The organism is Paraburkholderia phytofirmans PsJN, from assembly GCF_000020125.1.
In the GTDB taxonomy this organism is placed as follows: Bacteria; Pseudomonadota; Gammaproteobacteria; order Burkholderiales; family Burkholderiaceae; genus Paraburkholderia; species Paraburkholderia phytofirmans.
Genome location: NC_010676.1, coordinates 80,370 through 99,991, shown reverse-complemented (window position 1 = coordinate 99,991; position 19,622 = coordinate 80,370). Strand labels below are relative to the sequence as shown.

Annotated in this window: 9 protein-coding genes and 1 pseudogene; 2 read left to right on the top strand and 8 right to left on the bottom strand. The window is 65.3% G+C overall.

Annotated elements, in window-relative coordinates; all coding sequences use genetic code 11:
• Positions 1-5: 5 nt before the first annotated feature.
• Entirely contained in the window at positions 6-9,698 is a 9,693-nt protein-coding gene (locus BPHYT_RS20260; RefSeq protein ID WP_012425972.1) for a non-ribosomal peptide synthetase, read from the bottom strand.
• Between the two features lie 291 nt (positions 9,699-9,989).
• Between BPHYT_RS20260 and BPHYT_RS20255 the strand changes: the two genes are divergently transcribed.
• Both BPHYT_RS20255 and BPHYT_RS37895 read left to right on the top strand, forming a co-directional pair.
• Entirely contained in the window at positions 9,990-11,756 is a 1,767-nt protein-coding gene (locus tag BPHYT_RS20255) for a cyclic peptide export ABC transporter (RefSeq protein WP_012425971.1), read from the top strand.
• A gap of 131 nt (positions 11,757-11,887) precedes the next feature.
• Positions 11,888-12,043 (top strand): annotated as a pseudogene (locus BPHYT_RS37895) (YciI family protein); the annotation flags it as partial.
• 92 nt (positions 12,044-12,135) lie between these two features.
• Here the strand turns inward: BPHYT_RS37895 and BPHYT_RS20245 are convergent.
• The 7 genes from BPHYT_RS20245 to BPHYT_RS20215 all read right to left on the bottom strand — a co-directional run bounded on the left by BPHYT_RS20245 (position 12,136) and on the right by BPHYT_RS20215 (position 19,186).
• Positions 12,136-13,164, bottom strand: a complete 1,029-nt coding sequence (locus BPHYT_RS20245) for an ABC transporter substrate-binding protein (protein WP_012425969.1) — start codon at positions 13,162-13,164, stop codon at positions 12,136-12,138.
• A 77-nt stretch (positions 13,165-13,241) separates the two neighbouring features.
• Entirely contained in the window at positions 13,242-14,060 is an 819-nt protein-coding gene (gene fhuF / locus BPHYT_RS20240; protein WP_012425968.1) for a siderophore-iron reductase FhuF, read from the bottom strand.
• The gene (gene fhuB / locus BPHYT_RS20235) at positions 14,057-16,165 is read right to left on the bottom strand and encodes a Fe(3+)-hydroxamate ABC transporter permease FhuB (protein WP_012425967.1); all 2,109 of its coding nucleotides are present in this window, start codon (positions 16,163-16,165) and stop codon (positions 14,057-14,059) included. Before fhuB ends, fhuF begins: the two co-directional genes overlap by 4 nt.
• On the bottom strand, positions 16,162-17,028 hold the full coding sequence (locus tag BPHYT_RS20230) for an ABC transporter ATP-binding protein (RefSeq protein ID WP_012425966.1): 867 nt from the start codon (positions 17,026-17,028) through the stop codon (positions 16,162-16,164). Before BPHYT_RS20230 ends, fhuB begins: the two co-directional genes overlap by 4 nt.
• Positions 17,025-18,059, bottom strand: a complete 1,035-nt coding sequence (locus BPHYT_RS20225) for a TauD/TfdA family dioxygenase (protein WP_012425965.1) — start codon at positions 18,057-18,059, stop codon at positions 17,025-17,027. Before BPHYT_RS20225 ends, BPHYT_RS20230 begins: the two co-directional genes overlap by 4 nt.
• A gap of 87 nt (positions 18,060-18,146) precedes the next feature.
• Positions 18,147-18,386, bottom strand: coding sequence for an MbtH family protein (locus tag BPHYT_RS20220; RefSeq protein ID WP_012425964.1), 240 nt, complete (start codon positions 18,384-18,386; stop codon positions 18,147-18,149).
• A 128-nt stretch (positions 18,387-18,514) separates the two neighbouring features.
• Positions 18,515-19,186, bottom strand: a complete 672-nt coding sequence (locus BPHYT_RS20215; protein WP_012425963.1) for an RNA polymerase factor sigma-70 — start codon at positions 19,184-19,186, stop codon at positions 18,515-18,517.
• Between the last annotated feature and the right edge of the window lie 436 nt (positions 19,187-19,622).

Sequence of the window (19,622 nt, the reverse complement as noted above, 5' to 3'; positions counted from 1 at the left end):
TTGGCTTATTGCAGTTCGAATTCGTCGAGCAGCGCATCGATCGCGCTAGCGGTATCGCCTGCGCCATGCGCGTCGCGCTCGGCGAGCGCGCGGTCGATCGCGGCGGCGCAGCGCTGCAACGTGCGCTCGTCGAACAGGGTGCGTAGCGGCAGGATCAGCGTCCAGTGCAGATTCGCCTGCGCGTTGGCTTGCGTCGCGAGCAACGAGTGGCCGCCCAGCGCGAAGAAGTCGTCGTCGCGGCCAATCGTGTCGACGCGCAGCACGCGTTTCCAGATCTCGGCAAGTTCGCGCTCTGTCTCGGTGGCGGCCACGCATGTAGCGCTTTCTGAAGCGGTGCCACGCACGGGAACCGGCAATGCGTGACGGTCGCATTTTCCGTTCGGCGTGACCGGCAGAGCATCCATCGCGATCAGGTATGACGGCACCATGTATGACGGCAGTTGCGCACGCAAATCGTCGAGCAGCGCCTGTGTATCGAGTGCGTTGTCCGCACCGCACGCCACGTAGCCGATCAATTGCTCGTCACGCACGATCACCACGGCATCGTGCACGCCCGGCGTCGCGCGCAGCAGCGCTTCGATTTCGCCGGGCTCGATCCGCTGGCCACGCAATTTCACTTGCGTATCCATGCGGCCGAGATAGTCGAGCGCACCATCCGCGCGACGACGCGCAAGGTCGCCGGTTCGATACAGCCGCGCGCCGCGCGAGAACGGATCGGGAACGAAGCGTTCCGCCGTCAGCGCGGCACGGCCGAGGTAGCCGCGCGCCAGGCCCACGCCGCCCAGGTACAGTTCGCCGATCGCGCCTTGCGGCAGCGGTTGCAACGCCGCGTCGAGCACTTGCAATTGCAGGTTGGCAATCGGGTGACCGATCGGCACGGATGCCGCGTCGGCATCGCGCGCGTCGCACGTCCAATGCGAAACGTCGATGGCGGCTTCCGTCGGGCCGTAGAGGTTGTAGAGCCGCGCGTGCGGCAATTGTCCGGCGACGCGCGCCACCAGTTCCGGCGCAAGCGCCTCGCCGCTGGCGACGATTCGCTCGACGCTCGCACAACGCGCCGCCGCACGAAAGTCTTCCAGATGCGCGGCGAAGGCCGCGAGCATCGACGGAACGAAATGCAGCGTCGTGACGCGATGCGTTTCGATGGCTGCGACCAGTCGCGCCGGATCGCGATGGTCGCCCGGCGCCGCGATTGCGAGCTTCGCGCCGATGGCGAGTGGCCACACGAACTCCCAAACCGACACGTCGAAACCGAACGGCGTCTTGTGCAACACGACGTCGTTGGCGTCGAGGCGATACACGTCCTGCATCCACGCAATGCGGTTCGCCAGCGCGCGATGCGTATTGCCAGCGCCTTTGGGCTTGCCTGTGGAACCGGACGTGTAGATCAGGTAGGCCAGTTGATCGGGCGCGACCGGCACGGGAGCGCTGAGCGTAAAGTCGGCGCCGCGTAGTGCGTCGACGGCGAGGATGCTCACGCGTGTTCTGTCGACCGCTGCCATGACACGTTCCAGCAGATGCGGCTGCGTCAGGACAACTGCGGGTTTCGCGTCGTCGAGCAGATACGCGATGCGGTCCGCCGGATAGTCGGGATCGATCGGCAAGTAGGCCGCGCCCGCTTTGAGCACGCCGATCAGCGCCACGACCATGTCGAACGAGCGCTCGACACACAGCGCCACTGCCGTGTCCGCGCGCACGCCGGCTTGGATAAGCGAGGCGGCGACGCGATCGGCATTCGCATCCAGTTCGCCGTAGCTCATCTGCTGCGTGTGCCCTAGCGCATCGACAAATTCAAGCGCAATCGCCTCAGGCGACGCCAATGCCTTCTGTTCGAACTGGCGATGCAGCGCCTGCTGCTGCGTGCCTGGCCACACTTGCTCGGTCGAGTTGAAACGCGCCAGCGCGGCCAGATCGTCGGCGGTGGAAATCGAAATCGTGCCGAGCGGTGCATCCGCATCGGCGATCAACCCCGCGAGGCACGCGGCAAATGCGCGATGCAATGCGGCGACGCGCGCTTCATCGAGTTGCGCGGCGTCGTAGCCGTAGTCGATCGTGAGCGTCGCGCCCGCTTCGATCACGAGCGTGAGCGCGAAGTCGGTCGCTTCGATATTGCGCAATTCACGCAGCTTGAGCGCGCGCTCGTCGCGGCCTTGCCATGCTTCGTCCACGGGATAGTTTTCGAACACGACCAGCGTGTCGAACAGCGCGCCGCCACCTTGTCCCGCCCATTGCTGGATTTCATAGAGCGGCGTATGCGCGTGCTCCGCGGCCGCGGCGTTGTCTCGCTGCAAATCGTGCAGCCATTCCGATGCACGGCGTTGCGGCAACGGCGCCGTAATCACCGGCAGCGTGTTGATGAAAAGACCCAGCACGGTATCGACGTCCGGCAACGCATCTGGACGGCCGGCGACGGTCGCGCCGAACGCGACGGCCGTGTGATGCGTCATGCGCTGCAGTGCTAGCGCCCACGCGCCCTGCACCATCGTGTTGACCGTGACTTTCAGACGGCGCGCGGTTTCGGTAAGTCGCGCCGTGGTCGCTGCGTCGATCGTTTCACGCCGCGTGAGATGCTGCGATTCCCGGCCGCTCGCGGACTCGCGCTCGGCAACCAGCGTCGGTTCGTCGAGCGACGCGAGACGCTGCAGCCAGAAAGCGCGTTCACTGTCCGTGTCGCGCGCGGCCAGCCACGCGATGAAGTCGCGATAGCGCGTTTTCGCGGGCGACGCGAAGGGTTGCGGACGCGGCGGCTCGATATAGTCGCGCAGCACGTCGGCGAAGAAACGCGCCGTGCTCCAGCCGTCGAGCAGCAAGTGGTGACGCGTCCAGACGAGACGCCAGGCGTCATCCGTGATGCGGATCAGTGCGACGCGCATCAGCGGCGGCGACGTCAGATCGAAACCGCGCGCACGGTCGGCGCGGAGCCAGGCTTCGAATGCATCATGCGCGTGCGCGCCACGCTCGCGCCAATCGAGAATGTCGACCGGCATACGCGCCTGGCGATGCACGATCTGCATCGGCGTCGCTTCGTCCGGCGTGAAGCTGGTGCGCAGAATGTCGTGGCGTGGCACGGCGGCTTCGAACGCCGCGCGCAGACGCTCCACGTCCGGATCGATCAAGGTCGCGACCAGTTGATTCACATAGGTGGACTGCTCGGGCGCGAACAACGAGTGGAACAGAATGCCGTGCTGCATCGGCGAAAGCGGATAGATATCGTCGATGCTGCGCAAATCGAGCGGCAAGCGTTCGAGCGCGGCCTGCGTCAAGCCGCCCATGCGCGCGAGCGGATAGTCGCCAGGCGTCGCGCCACCGCCGCGTTGCGCGAGACGCGCCGCGCATGCCGCCGTCAAAGCCGCGAGCGCGCTTTCAAAGCGCTGCGCGATGGCCTCCACGGTAGCACGCTCGAATTGCGTCGCTCCGTAGACCCAATGGATTTTGAGCGTTCGTGTGGCGTCGCCGTCGATATAGGCGTGAATCGCCAACGCATTGCCGATCGGTCCCGCCGGATCGCGTTCGCGGCCCGCGCCGCCGAAACGCGGCACGAGCGCCGCTTCGCGCGGTGCGTCGAACTGGCCGAGATAGTTGAACGTCACATGCGGGCGCGGCACGGCGGCGAGCGTCGCACGCGTCGCCGGGTCGCCGTAGTGGCACAGCACGCCAAAACCGAGGCCCTTGTTCGGCACCGCGCGCAGCGTGTCCTTGACTGCGCCGAGCGTGGCCGCCGGCGTGCTTTCAAGCGTGAACTGCACCGGGTAATGACTCGTGAGCCAGCCAGGCGTGCGGCTGACATCGACATCGTCGAACACAGCCTCACGGCCGTGGCCTTCGAGTTCGATACGGCAAACAGGCATGTCAAGCGACTGCGCCAGCGCCGCGATCAGCAGTTCGATCATCTGCGTGCGGTACGCGGCGTTCGCTTCCGTCAATGCGGCGCGTGTCAGATCGGCGTCGATGGTCTGGATCACGGATTGCGCGTCGGCGTTGGTCGCCTTGGCTTGCGGACGGTCGAGCGGCAGATCGTCGTAGGGCGCGGCGAGCGCGGCCCAGTACGGTAGCTCGGCGGCAAACGGCGAGTTCTTGATGTCGAGTGCTGCGCGTGCGAGCCGTGCCGCCCATTCCTGCGCACTCGTTCCCGTCGACGCAAGACGCACGCTGCGACGCTCGCAAGCGGCGCGATAGGCGGCGTCGAGGTCATCGAGCAACACACGCCACGTCACGCCGTCGACGATGATGTGGTGGATCGCCAGATAGAGCTTCGTGGTGCCGTCCGGCAGCAGCGCGGCCAGCGCGCAGACGAGCGGGCCGTGCGTCAGATCGAGCGTGCTCTGCAAGGCGTCGAATTGGGCTAGCGCATCGGCTTCGTCGCGCGCGGAACTCGCGGCGAGCGGCAGTGTTTCGAATGCGCGCTCGGCTAGCTCTAGACGCCATTCGCCTTGCGCACCGACTGGCGTGAAACGCTGACGAAAAATCTCATGATATGTCAGCAGCGTTTCGAATGCGCGCGCGAACGCATCGAAGTCGAACGGTACTTGCGTGTCGAGCTCGATGGATTGATTCCAGTGACCACGTCGCGGAATATCCAGTGCGAAGAAACGCAGTTGTGCGGGCGTGAGCGTGGCGGAGTGCTCGGCTTTGGCTGGTACAGGCTGTGACTTCGATGCAGCCGGCGCGGCCTGTGCGGTGACGTCCACTGTCGTTGCGACACGTGCGAGTTGCGCGAGCGTTGGCGCATCGAACAGTTGCTTCGGTGTAAAACGCACACCGCGCTTGCGCGAACGGGCGATTACCTGCAACACCAGAATCGAGTCGCCGCCCAGTTCGAAGAAGTTGTCATCGCGGCCCACGCGTTCTGCTTTGAGCACGTCTTTCCATACCGCGGCGAGCGCTTCTTCTGTTGCGTTTTGCGGCGCGTCGCCCGCGGCTACCGCTGGCGCCGGTGCAGTCGCCAGCGCCCGCAATGCCGCGCGATCCACCTTGCCGTTGGCGGTCACCGGCAACGCAGCGACATGCTGCAATACCGCCGGCACCATGTAGTCCGGCAGACGCGCGCTCAACGTCGCGCGCAATGCGGCTTCGTCGAAGCGGGCGTCGCTCGCCAAGGCGACGAACGAGGCCAGACGCAAGCGCCCATCGTGCTCTACGGCCAGCGTTTCGGCCTGAACGATACCGTCGAGCGCACGCAGTGCCGCACTGACTTCGCCAGGTTCGACGCGGTAGCCGCGAATCTTGACCTGATCGTCGAGGCGGCCCAGAGAATCCAGCCGGCGGTCGGCACGCAATCTCACGCGATCGCCCGTTCGATAGAGACGCTCGCCAGGCGCAAACGGATTCGGCACGAAACGCTCTGCGGTCGCCGCAGCGCGATTCAGATAACCGCGCGCCAAACCTGGTCCGCCGAGATACAACTCGCCGATCGCGCCCGGCGGCACGCTCGCGCCATGGCTGTCGAGCACGCAAGCATATGCGTTCGGCAACGGCAGACCGAGCGGCACCGCTTGTGCGCTACGCGTGCTCAGCGTACGCAACGCGGCTTGAGCGGACGCGGATGTGTCGCATGTCAATGCGCCTACCGTTGCTTCAGTCGGACCATAGTGATTGATGACGCGGCAAGTCGGATTCAGTGCCGCGATCCGCTCGACCAGCGACCACGGCAACGTTTCGCCTCCCATCACAAGCGCATGCGCGGGCAGCACGTCGGCCGGATGCTGCGCGTCGAGCAGTGCATGCAAGTGGCTCGGCACGATCTTGAGAATGCCGACGTTGCGCGTGCGCATTTCGTGGGCGAATCGATCGGGATCGAATGCGCATTGCGCGGGCAATAGATGCAGCGTGCGGCCCGAACAGAGCGCACCGAATAACGTGGTGTGGCCGAGATCGGCGGCGACGGTGGAGACCATTGCCATGGATGCATCGGCGGCGAATGCGAGTTCGTCGAGCATGCCTTCGACGTAGTCGGCCAGCGCTCCGTGCGAGATGACGACGCCTTTCGGCGTGCCGGTCGAGCCGGAGGTGAAGATCAGGTAGGCGGCCTGGTTCGCCAAAGGGGTCGCGGGTGATGCGGTTGCCTCTTCCACGCTCGCCGGCGATGACGCTTGCGTGAGCGCATCGAAATCGAGCGTGCTTGCCGCGCCTACCGCGGCCATAGCCTGCGTTTGATTCGCCGTCAAAATCCATCGCGCGCCACACGCTTCGACGGAAGCAGTCAGACGCTCACGCGGCGCGGCAGGATCGAGCGGCACGACGTACGCACCGGACTTCATCACGCCGATCAGCGCGACGGCAAAGCGCACCGACCGCTCGATACATACCGCCACCGGCTGCTCCGCGCCGACCCCACGTTGACGCAAAGCAAATGCGATACGGTCGGACGCCGCATCGACTTCGGCGTACGTGAGTTGCGTCTCGGCATCCGCGAGCGCCACGCGATCCGGCGTCTTACGTGCGTGCCGCGCGAACAGCGCGAGCACGTTGTCGGCCGCCGGCTGGAATTCACGGCCACGCCGTGCAGCGCGATAGTCGGCGCTATCCGCGCAATCCAGTTCGGCAATCGCGCGCTGCGGATCGCGCACGGCATCGGCGACGAGCGCGGCGTAGCTGTGCAGCCACGCGTGAGCGGTCGCTTCATCGATACCGTCGAGCGCATAAGCGACGACCAGTTCGATGCCGCGCGAATCGTCGGTGAAATCGAGTGCATAGTCGAAGCGGGCGGCAAGATCCAGACCCGGCGACATGCGCACCGAAGCGCCCGGCAATTCAGCCGACAACTCCAGATCGAACTGCTGCGCGAACTTCACCTTGAGCCACGCATCGCCGCGCCGCACCGGCGGCTTAACGGCGTCGAGCACCTGATCGAACGGCACATCCTGATGCGCGAACGCGTCGAATGCGGAGCGGCGCACGCCATCGAGCAGCGCGGCGAACGATTGGTCCGGCGCGACACGCGCGCGCAGCGCAAGCGTGTTGAGGAAAAGGCCCACCAACGGCGCGGTCTCCGCGCGTTGCCGATGCGCGATCGGCGCGGCCACGACTATATCGCTCGTGCCGGTCAACCGGTAAAGCCAGGCGTCGAAGGCGGCGAGCAGTACAGTGAACGGCGACGCCTGCACGCGTCGCGCAGTTTCGCGCACGGCCTCGGAAAGCGCAATAGGCAACCGCAGCGCAACCCGGCCGCCGCGATAGTCGTGTTCCGGTGAGCGTGGGCGGTCGAGCGGCAAGGCTAGCGCTTCGGGTGCATCGCGCAGTGCGTCGCGCCAGTAAGCCAGTTGCCTGTCTGCTTCGCCGGCTGCGAGCCAGTCGCGTTGCCATTGCGCATAGTCGGCATACTGGATGGCCAACGTGGGCAATTGCGGCTCGCTTCCCACAGCGAAGGCTGCGTAGGCGGCGCGCAGTTCGTCGAAGGCGCAGCGCGAACTCCAGCCGTCGCTGATCGAATGATGCGTGGTCAACAGAAAGCGCTGCGTGTCGTTGGTGAGCGTGACGAGCGCGGCGCGCACGAGCGGACCTTTAGACAGATCGAAAGCCGTGCCGACTTGCTGCTCGGTCAACTCCACCAAACGTGACGTGCGTTCGGCCTCGTCGCAAGCCCGCAAATCGAATTGCACGACCGGCACCGGCAAGCGGGCATGAATGCGCTGGATGACGATGCCGTCGTCGGACTCGACCAGCGTGGTTCGCCACGCCTGATGACGGGCGATCAGACAGTCAAGCGCGCGTTGCAGTGTGCCTATCTCTAGCGCGCCCTGCACGTCCCATTGCACGGCGACGTGATAGGCCGCGCCGGCGTCCTGCGTTTGTGCGAGCACCCAGAAACGCTGCTGCGCGAACGAGGCGGCACGGTCGACGAACGGCGCGTCGGTCGTCTGCACTACGGTGATGGCATGCGAACCCATCGACGTTTCGGTCTCGCTGTCATCGATCAAACGCGCTAGTGCTTCGAGCGGTTGATCGTCGAACAATGCGTCGAGCCGCAAATTCACGCGCCATTCGATACGGATCGCTGCCTGCAATTGCATCGCTGCAAGCGAATCGCCACCGCGTGCGAAGAAACGGTCGGCGCAACCGATCGGCGCCGGGTCGCTCAGCAAGGTTTGCCAAAGCGCGGCGAGGCGCGTTTCCGTGGCGGTTCGAGGCGCCACATGATTCACATGGACAACCGCCGGCATCTTGGCAATGAAGTCGCGCAACGCGGCACGATCGAGCTTGCCGTTCAGCGTGTACGGCAGGCGCTCGAAGCGCACCAACCGATGCGGCATCCACGCCTGCGGCAGATGCGCGGCGAGATGCGTTTGCAGCGCGGCATCGTCGAGTTCCTCGTGCAGCACGAAGCAAGCGATCAATTGCGTTCGGCCGCCGGCCGTTTCAGCCAGCACACCCGCATCGGCCACCGCCGGATGCGTCAGCAGACAAGCAGCGATTTCGCCAGGCTCGACGCGCACGCCGCGCACCTGAACCTGATCGTCGATGCGGCCGAGATAGTCGAACGAACCGTCCACGCGTTCGCGCGCGAGGTCGCCGGTGCGGTAAATGCGCTCGCCCGGTTCGCCGCTCGCGTCCGGCAGAAAACGTTCCGCCGTGAGTGCAGCGCGGCCATGGTAGCCACGCGCGAGACACACGCCGCCTAGCAGCAGTTCACCGCTTTCACCCTGTCGCGCCGCGCCGTCGATGCGCGCCACGCGCCGCCCAATTGGCCAACCGATCGGCAGCGATGCGAAGCCGTTGCCGTCGTCGAGCAGCGGTGTCATGCCCGGATCGACGGGCCACAGCATCGGCGAAATCACCGCCTCGGTCGGACCGTAGCCGTTGACCAGACGCACTGCGGGGAACACGCGGCGAATCTCGTCGAAACTGTCTTGCGACATCGCTTCGCCGCCGAACAGCAGCGTGCGCAACGAAGGCGGCACGCCGAGGCGCTCGCAAACGTTCGCGAACTCGCGCACATAAGCGGGCGGCAGTGTCGTATTGGTGATGCCTTCGCGCAGCATGAACGCATGCGTGGTTTCCGGCGCGAACGGCGGCGGGTCGCTGATCACCACGCTGCCGCCGACGGCTAGCGGTACTAACCATGCTTCGATTGAAACGTCGAAATTGACCGATGCGAAATGCAGCACGCGGTCATTTGCACCGATCGGCAACGAGTCGGCCAGCGCTTCACCGTGCGCGGCAAGCGGTCCGTGTTCAACGGCAACGGCTTTGGGCGTGCCCGTCGAACCCGACGTGTAGATCATGTAGGCCGCCGCACGCGGATGCACCGGCGTGTTTGCTTCATCGCCGTCGAAACGCGGCGCTGCTGCATCTGTCGCAGCAGCGCTTGCGACATCGAAGCATTGCGTGAAACGCGCGCGCATCGCCGCATCGGCGGAACCATCGACGATGCCGTGCATGAGCCCCGCATCCCGCGCGACCCAATCGAGGCGTGCCGCCGGATGACGCGGATCAAGCGCGACGAATACGCCGCCCGCCTTCAATACTGCGAGCAACGCGACGAACAGATCGCACGACCTCGCGACGCAAACACCCACGCGCACTTCAGTCGTCACACCCGCCGCGCGCAGTTGCGCGGCAAGGCGCGCTGCGCGGCTATCCAGTTCGCCGCGCGTCAGCCGCACGGTATGTGGCGTAAAAGACGCTAGCGCGGGCGCATCGGGATCGATGCGCGCCATCGCGTGGATCTGGTGGTGCAACGCAATCGGGAAGCTCGTCATGGGCATGAAATCCGTTAGAACTGGCCGCATAGGCCAAGTCGCAGGCCGCAATGGGCCGCTTCATTGGTGTGACGATCCGCAATCGCAAATCTTTACCGCGCGCGCTGTTTTTATTTGGACTGCATCTTTTTGACGTGGCAGATGAACGCGCGCGGGTAAATCGCGGTAAATGTTTGCTTCGCCCATTCGTCTATCAGGCGAGGGGCGTGTCTTTGCGCCCCGCTGAATGGCCGCATGCGCGCATGCGCGGCCGTTCGCCGATCCATTGCGACCCACTGCGACACATTGCCGATGACCGCTGCCAACGAGCGCTACGACGCGCCACCCTCGTCTGCTTCACCTCCCTCTAACTCCGCGGGCAAGCCCGCCATGCGCCTGATCGTCGCGCTGCTCAAGCGCTCTCGCGGTTCCTTCGCGATCGCGCTGACCGCGTGCGTGCTGAACGGCATCGCCAGCGTGCTGCTCGTCGCGACCTTGAGCCGCGCCCTGTCGCAAACAGGCGTCGCCGATCTGTCGCTCGCCTTGCGTTTCGCGGTGTGCGCGATCGTCGCGCTCGTCACACGCGTTATCACTGGCGTGCTGTTCGCGCGCCTCTCGCAGGACACGATGGCGCAGTTGCGTGAGCACGTCGCGCGACGTGTCGCCGAGGCCGAGTTGCGCGATGTCGAACGGATCGGCGCGGCGCCCGTGCAGTCCGTGCTCACCGACGACGCCACCAACGTGTCGATGCTGTTCTTTGCGCTGCCCAATCTGGTGATGCACGGCTCGATTGTGTTCGGCTGCCTCGGTTATCTGGCGTGGCTGTCGTGGCCTGTTTGCCTGCTTGCGGTCGCCGCGATCCTGGTCGGCTCGTTCGGTTATCACGCCGGCGACAAGCGCGCGATCGCTTCGCTCGAAGCAGCAGGCCGTTCGCAGGACAAACTGTTCGGCTATCTCGGCGCGCTCTTCACGGGCGCGAAGGAACTGAAGCTGCATCAGGCGCGTTCGCGTCAATTCGTGGACGGCCAGCTCGGCTCGGCCATCGACGAAGTGCGCGATCATCGGCGCCGCGCATTCAGCGCGTATGCAGTCGGGGTCGGCTGGATCGTGTTCCTGTTCTATGTGTTCCTGGGCGTCGCGGCATTCTGGCCGGCACTCGGCGTGCACGCGGATGCGCCGTCGGCATCGGGCTATGTGGTGGTGTTCCTGTTCATGCTGCTGCCGCTGGACGGCCTGCTCAACAACGTGCCGACATTGAATGCGGCGCGCGTCTCGCTCGATCGCATCGAGAAGGTGATGGGCGAATTCGGCGCGCTGCGCACCTCGCCGCCGCCCGACGAAAATGCTTCGCATGCGCCGTATCGCACGCTCACGCTCAGCAACGTCACGCACTCGTACTTTCATGAGCGCGACGAGCGGATGTTCCGAGTCGGGCCGGTCAATCTGACTTTCAGGCCGGGTGAGCTGGTGTTCATCGTCGGCGGCAACGGCAGCGGCAAGACGACGCTCGCGAAAGTGCTGACCGGTCTCTACGAACCCGAAGACGGCACGATCGAATTGGACGGCAAGCGGGTCGGCTTTGCTGAACGCGCCGCGTATCGGCAGCGCTTCACGGCTGTGTTCAACGACTTCCATCTGTTCGACGCGCTGCTTGGCATCGTCGATCCGAACGATGCCTCGCGCGCACAGGCGGATGCCCGCGCCAACGCGCTGGTTGCAAAGCTTGCGCTCGATCACAAGGTGCAGGTCGTGAACGGCGCGTTCTCTACGCGGGCGCTTTCCACCGGTCAGCGCAAACGCCTCGCGCTGGTGGTCGCGTATCTGGAAGACCGGCCGTTCTATCTGTTCGACGAATGGGCCGCCGATCAGGACCCGCAGTTCAAAGCGGTGTTCTACGAGCAACTGCTGCCGGAGTTGCGCTCGCGCGGCAAGACCGTGCTGGTGATCAGCCACGACGACCGTTACTTCCATCTCGCGGATCGTGTGTTGAAGCTGGAAAATGGCAGTATCGTGAGTGAGACGCATGGTTCGGCACAGGCAGTGCAAAGCCCGGCGGTGGCCAACGGTACGATGGGGTGATGAAGTGGCGGATGGCTCGCTGGGCGTTGGTGGTCAGGCGCTCAGCGGGGCCTTCAGGCGTCGTGCGTAACGAAGAGGGACGCGTCGCTCGCCTGCGCGTCTCGCTCGACAAATTTTTTGGACCATCGAGCCGCCGCCCGAACCCAATGCCGAGCGACTCGGAAATCGAAATTCGCCCCTTCTGCGAGCCCGCGGACTTTGGAGAGGCGTTCACGCCGGAACTTCAGGAAAGCGAAGCGCGGTTGCAACGGCAGATTGAGGCCAATCAAGGTAAAGAGCGCCGTTGACAAAAGCGTCGGCCAAGCGGCAATAAACGACCGTGTCGGAAGCTAGCCGGATTCCCGAGCCCGCCTTCTGCGCGAACCGGCTCTTCGTCGAGTTAGCGTTCTTGCTTGTTGACGCCCGGCGCCGGCAACGACAACAACGTATCGGTCATCGTATTGGCAAGTCGTAGCGCTGACATCGGTCCACCAAAACCCCAGATATTCCGCTCGACAAGCCCAACGCGCCCCGCGCTGCGAGCCGGCACGAAACGCCAGATCGGTGAGTCGAGTTTGGTGGCGAGCGGGACATCCTTTTCAGTCGCACTGACGAACAGCACGGTCAGCTTCGGCTTCTTCAATAGATCTTCCGAACTCACGTACGCGGTGCCTTCGCGCGTCGCTTCAGCGGGCCACAGGTTCAGCCCGAGCGCATGCGCGACACCCGCTGCCGTGCTGTTGCCGGTGAACGCCCAGTAGCGGTCCGGCAAGCCCAACTCCTGCAACCACGCTACCTGTTCGCCGCGACGGCCCGCTTCGGCGAGACGCTGCGCGTCGCGGGCGAAACCTGCGTCGACCTTGGCTTCGACTGCGCGCGCCGCCTCCTCACGTCCCGTCAGACAGCCGATAGTGCGCAGAATCTTGCGGCCCCAATCGAGTTGCGTGACGCGCGCGCCGTCTTCGGTAAAGTTCGGACCGTATTTGAACAGCACGGTCGGCGCGATGCGTTCCAACGCCGCGAAGATCGGCGCATGGCGCAATCCCACGCCGAGGATCAGATCGGGTTTGGCCGCCGCAATCGCCTCCAGACTCGGCTCCTGCCGCGTGCCGATGTCGGGCACCGACGCAAGACGCGCATTGTCGTAACCGATCCACACCGGGTAGTACTCGGGATCGGCCATGCCGACCGGCGTGATGCCGACTGCCGCCAGATCTTCGGCGAACATGAATTCGAGGACAACGATGCGCTTCGGTTGCGCGGGCAACGACGGACTGGCTTGCGAGACGATTGGGTTGTCGGCGAGCGGTTTGCAGGTTTGCGGCTGCGCTTGTGCGGTGTTTGATTGAGTTGGACTGGCCGCAGTGCCGTTGCCTTGTGCAAACGCATACGCGTTGGAAAACAGCGTGGCCGCCATCACAGCATTCATGCAAAACTGCGTGAAACGCGGGCGTTTCTTCTCGCCGCGCGACCCTCGCGCCGAAGGTGTGGTCGACGTCATCAGTGTCAATGCGAAGCGGCCTGCAATGCGATTTCCGCATCGCTCATCGTCAATAGCAGGGGGCAGCGTCCACACAATTGCGTCTCTCCAGGAATTTCATAACGTACGCAGCACACGCGCCGTGCGCTGAACGGATTCGGCAGACTCGCGGCGCGCGGTTTTGCCAGGCGCACGGGCAGACGCAGCGGATTGGTCTCGCCATCGGCGGCGATCGGACCGAAGAGCCACGCGATATCGTCGGTCAGATCGAACTGCGGCGCGCATTGTTCAAACAGGTAGTCCAGCAGATTGCCGGCGTTGCTCCACAACACGCGCGGCGCGATTTTTGTCATTGCGCACAGCGTCTCGATCACCGTATTCAGATGATCGACGAGCGGCGCGTAACGGCGTGCCGGAGCGCACTCAACCGGCTGCAATGCGTCGGGCGCGAAGTACGCGGCGATGGGAAGACCGTCGCGCAGCACGACATGGGTTGTGTCCGGCGACATCGCGAGCGGCCGGCGCAGCAACGCCGCCGCAACGAATCCGGCCGTCGCCGCGAAACCGAAGTAGTACTTGGTCCATTGCGACAACAACGCACGTGCATGCATTTCGCGCTCGCCGCCGTACAGCGTGACCATGGCATCGAGCAATTCGGTGCGGTAACAGGTCAACTCGCTGACGCAAATCACGCTCAGCGAAGTGGTTGCGTCACCGGCGAATGCGGGTTCCTCAATCGCGTTCGGCGTGCCGAGCCACACGTGCTCGAGATAATGCGCGATCGACTCCGGCGCGAATTGCGCGAAGCACTGCGCGCGCTGATCGTTGTCGAGTTGCCGCGTCACCGTTTGCCCCGCTTCTCGCGCCGAGCCTCCACGATCAGCAGCGCGAGCAGATAAGGCGCGCCGATCAACGCGGTCAGGACGCCGGCGGGAATTTCGCGCGGCGCCAGCAGCGTGCGCGCCGCGATATCGGCCACGACCAGCACCAGCGCGCCGCACGCCGCCGCCAGCCACAAGCGCGTGCGATGAGCCCGCGCACCGAGCATCGACGCCAGATGCGGCGCCATCAAACCGATAAAGCCCACCGGTCCCACCGCGGCCACCGCGGCGCACGCGGCGAGCGTCGCCACCGTCAGCACCAGCGGACGCAACACGCCGATCGGCAAGCCCAGCGAGGCCGCCTGGTCGTCGCCCAATGCAAGCAGATCGAGCGGCCGCGCGAGTAGCGCGAAAACCGGCAAGGCCAGCACGCACCACGGCAGCAACGTCGTCACTTCGCCCCAGCTGCGCCCATATGTGCCGCCCACCAGCCACACGACGAAGCGCGCGGGCTGCACGCTTTGCTGCGTGATCAGCCATTGCGACAGCGTCGTCCACAGCGTGCCGATGACGATGCCCGTCAGCGCGACCGCGAGCGGCGCATAGCGATGCCGGCGATTCAGCAGGAGCGTCAGAGCCAGCGTGATGCCGCCACCCGCGAGCGAAGCGGCGGCCAGTGTCGAGTGGTTCGCAAGCGGCCACATCACGAGCGCGGCGAGCGTCGCGAGGCCCGCGCCCTGGGTCACGCCCAGTACTTCAGGTCCGGCGAGCGGATTGCGCACGATGCTTTGCATCAGCACCCCGCTCGCGGCGAGCAGCGCGCCCGCGAGCAACGCGCAGATGAGGCGCGGCAAGCGCAGGTCGAGCAACATCCGCGCGAGTTCGTCGCGGTGATCGAACGCGGCGAGCCAGCGCTGCGCACCGATCGTGGTGGGACCGAACGACGCGCCCGCACACACGAGCACGACGCCGAGCAGCACCAACGCGCTGGCCGTCAGCGGCCACGGCCGCGCATCGATCGCGCGCACGAAACGCGTGCCCGCTCGCGCGACGGCGCGCTCCTGACCGGCATGCAACGCGCCCGACCATGCGGCGCCGCTGCGGATCATCGCGAGCATCAACGGCGTGCCGACGAAGGCAATCGCCACGCCGGTCGAAAGCGTCGCGTCGAGATCGAGCGCCTGCACGGCACTATCGGTGACGAGCACCAGCGCGCCGCCGACCAGCGCGGACAAGGGCACGAGCGCGGCCAACCGCGACGCTTTCGCACCCCGCATCTGACGCAGCAGGTTCGGCGCGATCAGGCCGACATACGAAAGCGGTCCCGCGACACTCACCGCGACGCTCGCGAAGCCCACCGCAACCACCATCGCCGCGAGGCGCGTGGCATCCACGCGAACGCCGGCTGCCGCCGCGGCGTCGTCGCCCAAGGCGAGCGGATCGAGCGGACGAATCACGAAGGGCAACGCGATCAGCGGCAACACGAGCCAGGACGCGGCGATCTTCAAACCCGCCGCGCCGGGTTGATAAAGACTGCCACTCGCCCACAACGACACGCCGACGATACTCTGCTCGAAGAACGCGAGAATCAGCGTGGTCAGCGCAGAGAACAGCAGCATGCAGACGCTGCCGGCGAGCACGAGCCGCAACGGCGTCGCGCGCCAGCCGCCAGCCGCCGCGGCCACGCAGGCGGCGGCGCCCAGACCGCACGCGAACAGCAGCGGCACGGACGCCACGCCCGCGAGCGAGGGCACCAGCATCGCGGCGAGCAAGCCGAGTTGCGCGCCGCCGGTGATACCGAGCAGATCGGGCGAAGCCAAAGGGTTACGCGTCAGCGATTGAAACAAGGTGCCGGCCACCGCGAGGCAGCCGCCCGCCACCAGTGCCGCCAGAATGCGCGGCACGCTCAGGTCGAACAGCAGAATGCCGGCGAGCTGCGCGGCGTCGCTGCCTGTGGGCGCGGCGAGCCATGTGCGGAAGCCGGGCGCGAGCCGCATCACCGCCACGATGACGATCAACGCAACGAGCGCGGCGCCGATTGTCGTGACGCGGCTCTTGACGGGCGCGCGATAGCTGTCCATCGCCTGGGTGCTGCGGCTCAGGCGTTTGCGTGCGGCAAGCGTCGTCATGCGGCGACGTCCTTGCTTATCGCTTCCTCGCGGAGTGAAGCGGCGTCGGCGTTGCTGTCCGTGAAGTCGCCTTCATACGCCGGCACGCACATCGGCGCGCCCGTTTGCGGATGCGCGATCTTGAGCATCGGCACGCTGAAGGTTTCGTTGAGATGACGCGGGTCGAGCATTGCATCGGGCGAGCCTTGCGCGACGATGCGGCCCGCGCGCATCAACACGATTTCGTCGCTGTAGGCCGCCGCCTGATTCAGGTCGTGCAGCACCCACACGATCGTCAGGCCGCGCTCGCGATTCAGGCGCCGCAACTCGCGCAGAATATCCAGTTGATGATGGATGTCGAGATACGTGGTCGGTTCGTCCAGCAGCACGATCGGCGCCTGTTGCGCGAGCGCCATGGCGATCCATGCGCGTTGGCGTTCGCCGCCCGAGAGCGCGGCGACGTCGCGCGCGGCGTCGTCGGCGAGACCGCTGGTGACGAGCGCTTCGTCGATCGCCGCGTGGTCGGCGCGCGAGAGTCCGCGCAGCCAGCCGCCGTGCGCGTAACGGCCGTACGCGACCAGCTCACGCACGGTGAGGCCGGACGGGATCTGGTTGAACTGCGCAAGCATGGTGAGCGTGCGCGCCAACACGCGGCGCCGGTGCGAAGCGAGCGGCACACCGTTGACGTCGACGCTGCCGGACAGCGCCGGTTGCAAGCCGGCAAGCGTGCGCAGCAGCGTGCTTTTGCCGCAGCCGTTCGGTCCGCACAAGGCCGTGACGCGCCCGGCCGCGATGTTCAGATTCAGACCGTGGAGCACGACGTGATCGCGGTAGCCGACCGTCAGCGAATGCGCCGCAAGCGCCGCGCCATGCGATTTCGTCATTCCGCCGTCGTCCGCTTCTTGCCTTCGCTTTCGCCTTCGGCTTCGCTGTAGCTTCGTGCCATCGCGACCACGACTTTGCGCGGGCCTTCGAACGGATCGCGCGCGTGCGCCGTCAGCATGTTGTCGAGCATCAGCACGTCGCCGGTCAGCCACGGGAACACGATCCGTTGCTGATCGAGCACGCCGCGAATTTCTGCAAGCGCCTCGGCTTCGAGCGGTTCGCCGTCGCCGTAATAGACGTTGCGCGGTACGTTTTCGACGCCGACGGAATCGATCAGCGCCTCCTGCATGTCTTCGTCGAGCGACGAAAGATGGAATAGATTCGCCTGATTGAACCAGACACGCTCGCCGGTGCGCGGATGGCGCGCTACTGCCTGGCAGCGCTCGCGCGTGCGCAACAGCAGTTCGCCGTCTTCGCTGTCGCGCCACTCGCATTCGATGCCACGCGCGCGGCAAATCCGCTCGACGGTGCGCGGGTCGTCCGATCCGAACGCCTGCTCCCACGGCAGATCGAGTCCTTGTCCGAAGTTGCGCACGTAGAGCAGTTCACGCTTCGTAAAGCGCTCGACTAGCGCCGGGTCTAGCGCGCGATAGATCGCGCGGCTATCGGCGATCGGCGTCGCGCCACCCGTGCGCGCGGCGAGCGCGCAATGAAACCAGATACGCAGCGGCCATTCGCGCGTGTACGACTGCTCGTTATGCAAAGGAATCGAGCGATGCTGCGGATATTCCGTCGACGTATAGACCGCGCCTTCCACCTGGCTGCGCGGCGTCGAAGCGAATTCATAACCGATCAGCGGATGCCCGAACGAGCCCGCGAAACTTTGAAACGCGTCGATCGAGGCCACGCGAAAACCCGTGAACAGTACGCCGCCCGCGCGTTCGAGCGTGTCGTCGACGATCGAACGGAGAAGCGGCGCCGCTTCCTCCAAAGAAATCTCCGCGCCCGCGCGCGGCGAGACGACAGTCGGCAAGCCCGGCTCGATCGATAAATCGGCGAGCGTGGGCAGCGGCTTGGAAAGCGTGGTCATACTTTGAATCCTTTTGCTGAAGCGGCGCGGCCGGCGCATGGCCGACCTGCTCGATTGCACTGCACGTGCTTTAGGCCGCCGCGTTCTTCAGGCCGCCGCGTCCATGTGTCTGCGCAAACTGGCTGGACGCATGTCGGTCCACACGGTCTCGATGTGCGCGAGGCATTCGGCCTTCTGGCCGCGCACGCCCACTTCGCGCCAGCCTGCCGGCACGTCGCGGAAGGTCGGCCAGATCGAGTACTGCTCTTCGTCGTTGATGACGACGGTGTAGACGAGGTCGTCCGCCTCGCCGGCTGCCGCGCTGGAGGTCTGCTGTGCTTGCGTCATGATGAAAGGCTCAGTCGATGAAAGGTCAGGAAGCGCCCGGACAGCCCACTGGCATGTCCCGGCACCGCGGCGCCGGCATTCGCTCGCGCACCGCTTCTATTCAGTTGACGTTTGATGCGCGCGCTTTTTTACCGCCGGCGCGCGCGTCCGCTGCAGAACGCGGGGCCGGCCACGCCGCGATTGCAGGCGTCGAGGCAATCGGCGCAATGCTTCTCGGCGTCGCGCACCATGAAATGCACCAGCGTCTGCGAGACGTCGAGGGCGCGCGCGGTGTTTTGCAGCGTTTCTTCGCGCAGGCGCACCATTTCGAAGGCGGCGCGGCTGCGCGCCGGCAGTTGCTCGAGCGCGTTGTAGACGTGCCGCAGCGTGTCGCGCACGAGCAGCGCCGCTTCCGGCGAAGGCTCCGGCGATGGCACATGCAGGCCGTCGTCTTCGTCCGCGTGATAGGTGTTTTCGAGGCTCTGGCGGCGGAAGGCGTCGATCGACGCGTTGCGCACCATGCGCGTTACGTACGCGACCGGCTGACGCACCGCGTCCTGATCGGGGAAATCGACCAGCTTGATGAAGACGTCGTGCACCACGTCTTCCGCGAGACTCGCGCAGCCCACGAAGCCACGCGCCAGATTGACGAGCATCGGCCGGTTGTCGATCAGCACGTCGAGCAGCGTGCCCTTCTCCCAATCGACCGCACGCGCGTGGTTGCGCGTGCGCCGCGAAACCGGTGGACAGGCGCCTGCGGCGTTGAGAACCGATATCGGCATCGCTGTTGAAGGCTCTCGCCGGACGAGCACCTCAGCCATAGATTCGCTCCGCTTTCTCAAAGGATGGAGCGCCAATCTAACGTAAACGCGAATCATTCTCAATCAAGATTTGGAATAACCTTACATTTCCGATAGCTTTGTCTGATGATTCCAAATGCATAACGGTTGGTTGACGTTTTTTCGCCCCGCCTACGGGCCGTAAAATTATGTTAGGTATCCGCATCAATGGCGACGAAGTGCGTCGCTTGAGCCCGTCGTGCAAGAGCGGAAATCCGTGCGTTGGTCCACGGAAATTGCGTTCGGCTCTCTTGTGCTCCAACGCGTTGCACCTTCGGTATATATCGGAAGTCTTCGCAAAGGAACACTCCACGTTGCCGCGTCACGTCGACGCACCGGAGCAACGCGGTGCGAATCTGGTACAACTGATACCCGCGCCCATGAAGGGCTGCGAGTCGTGAAACCCGGATCCTGAACG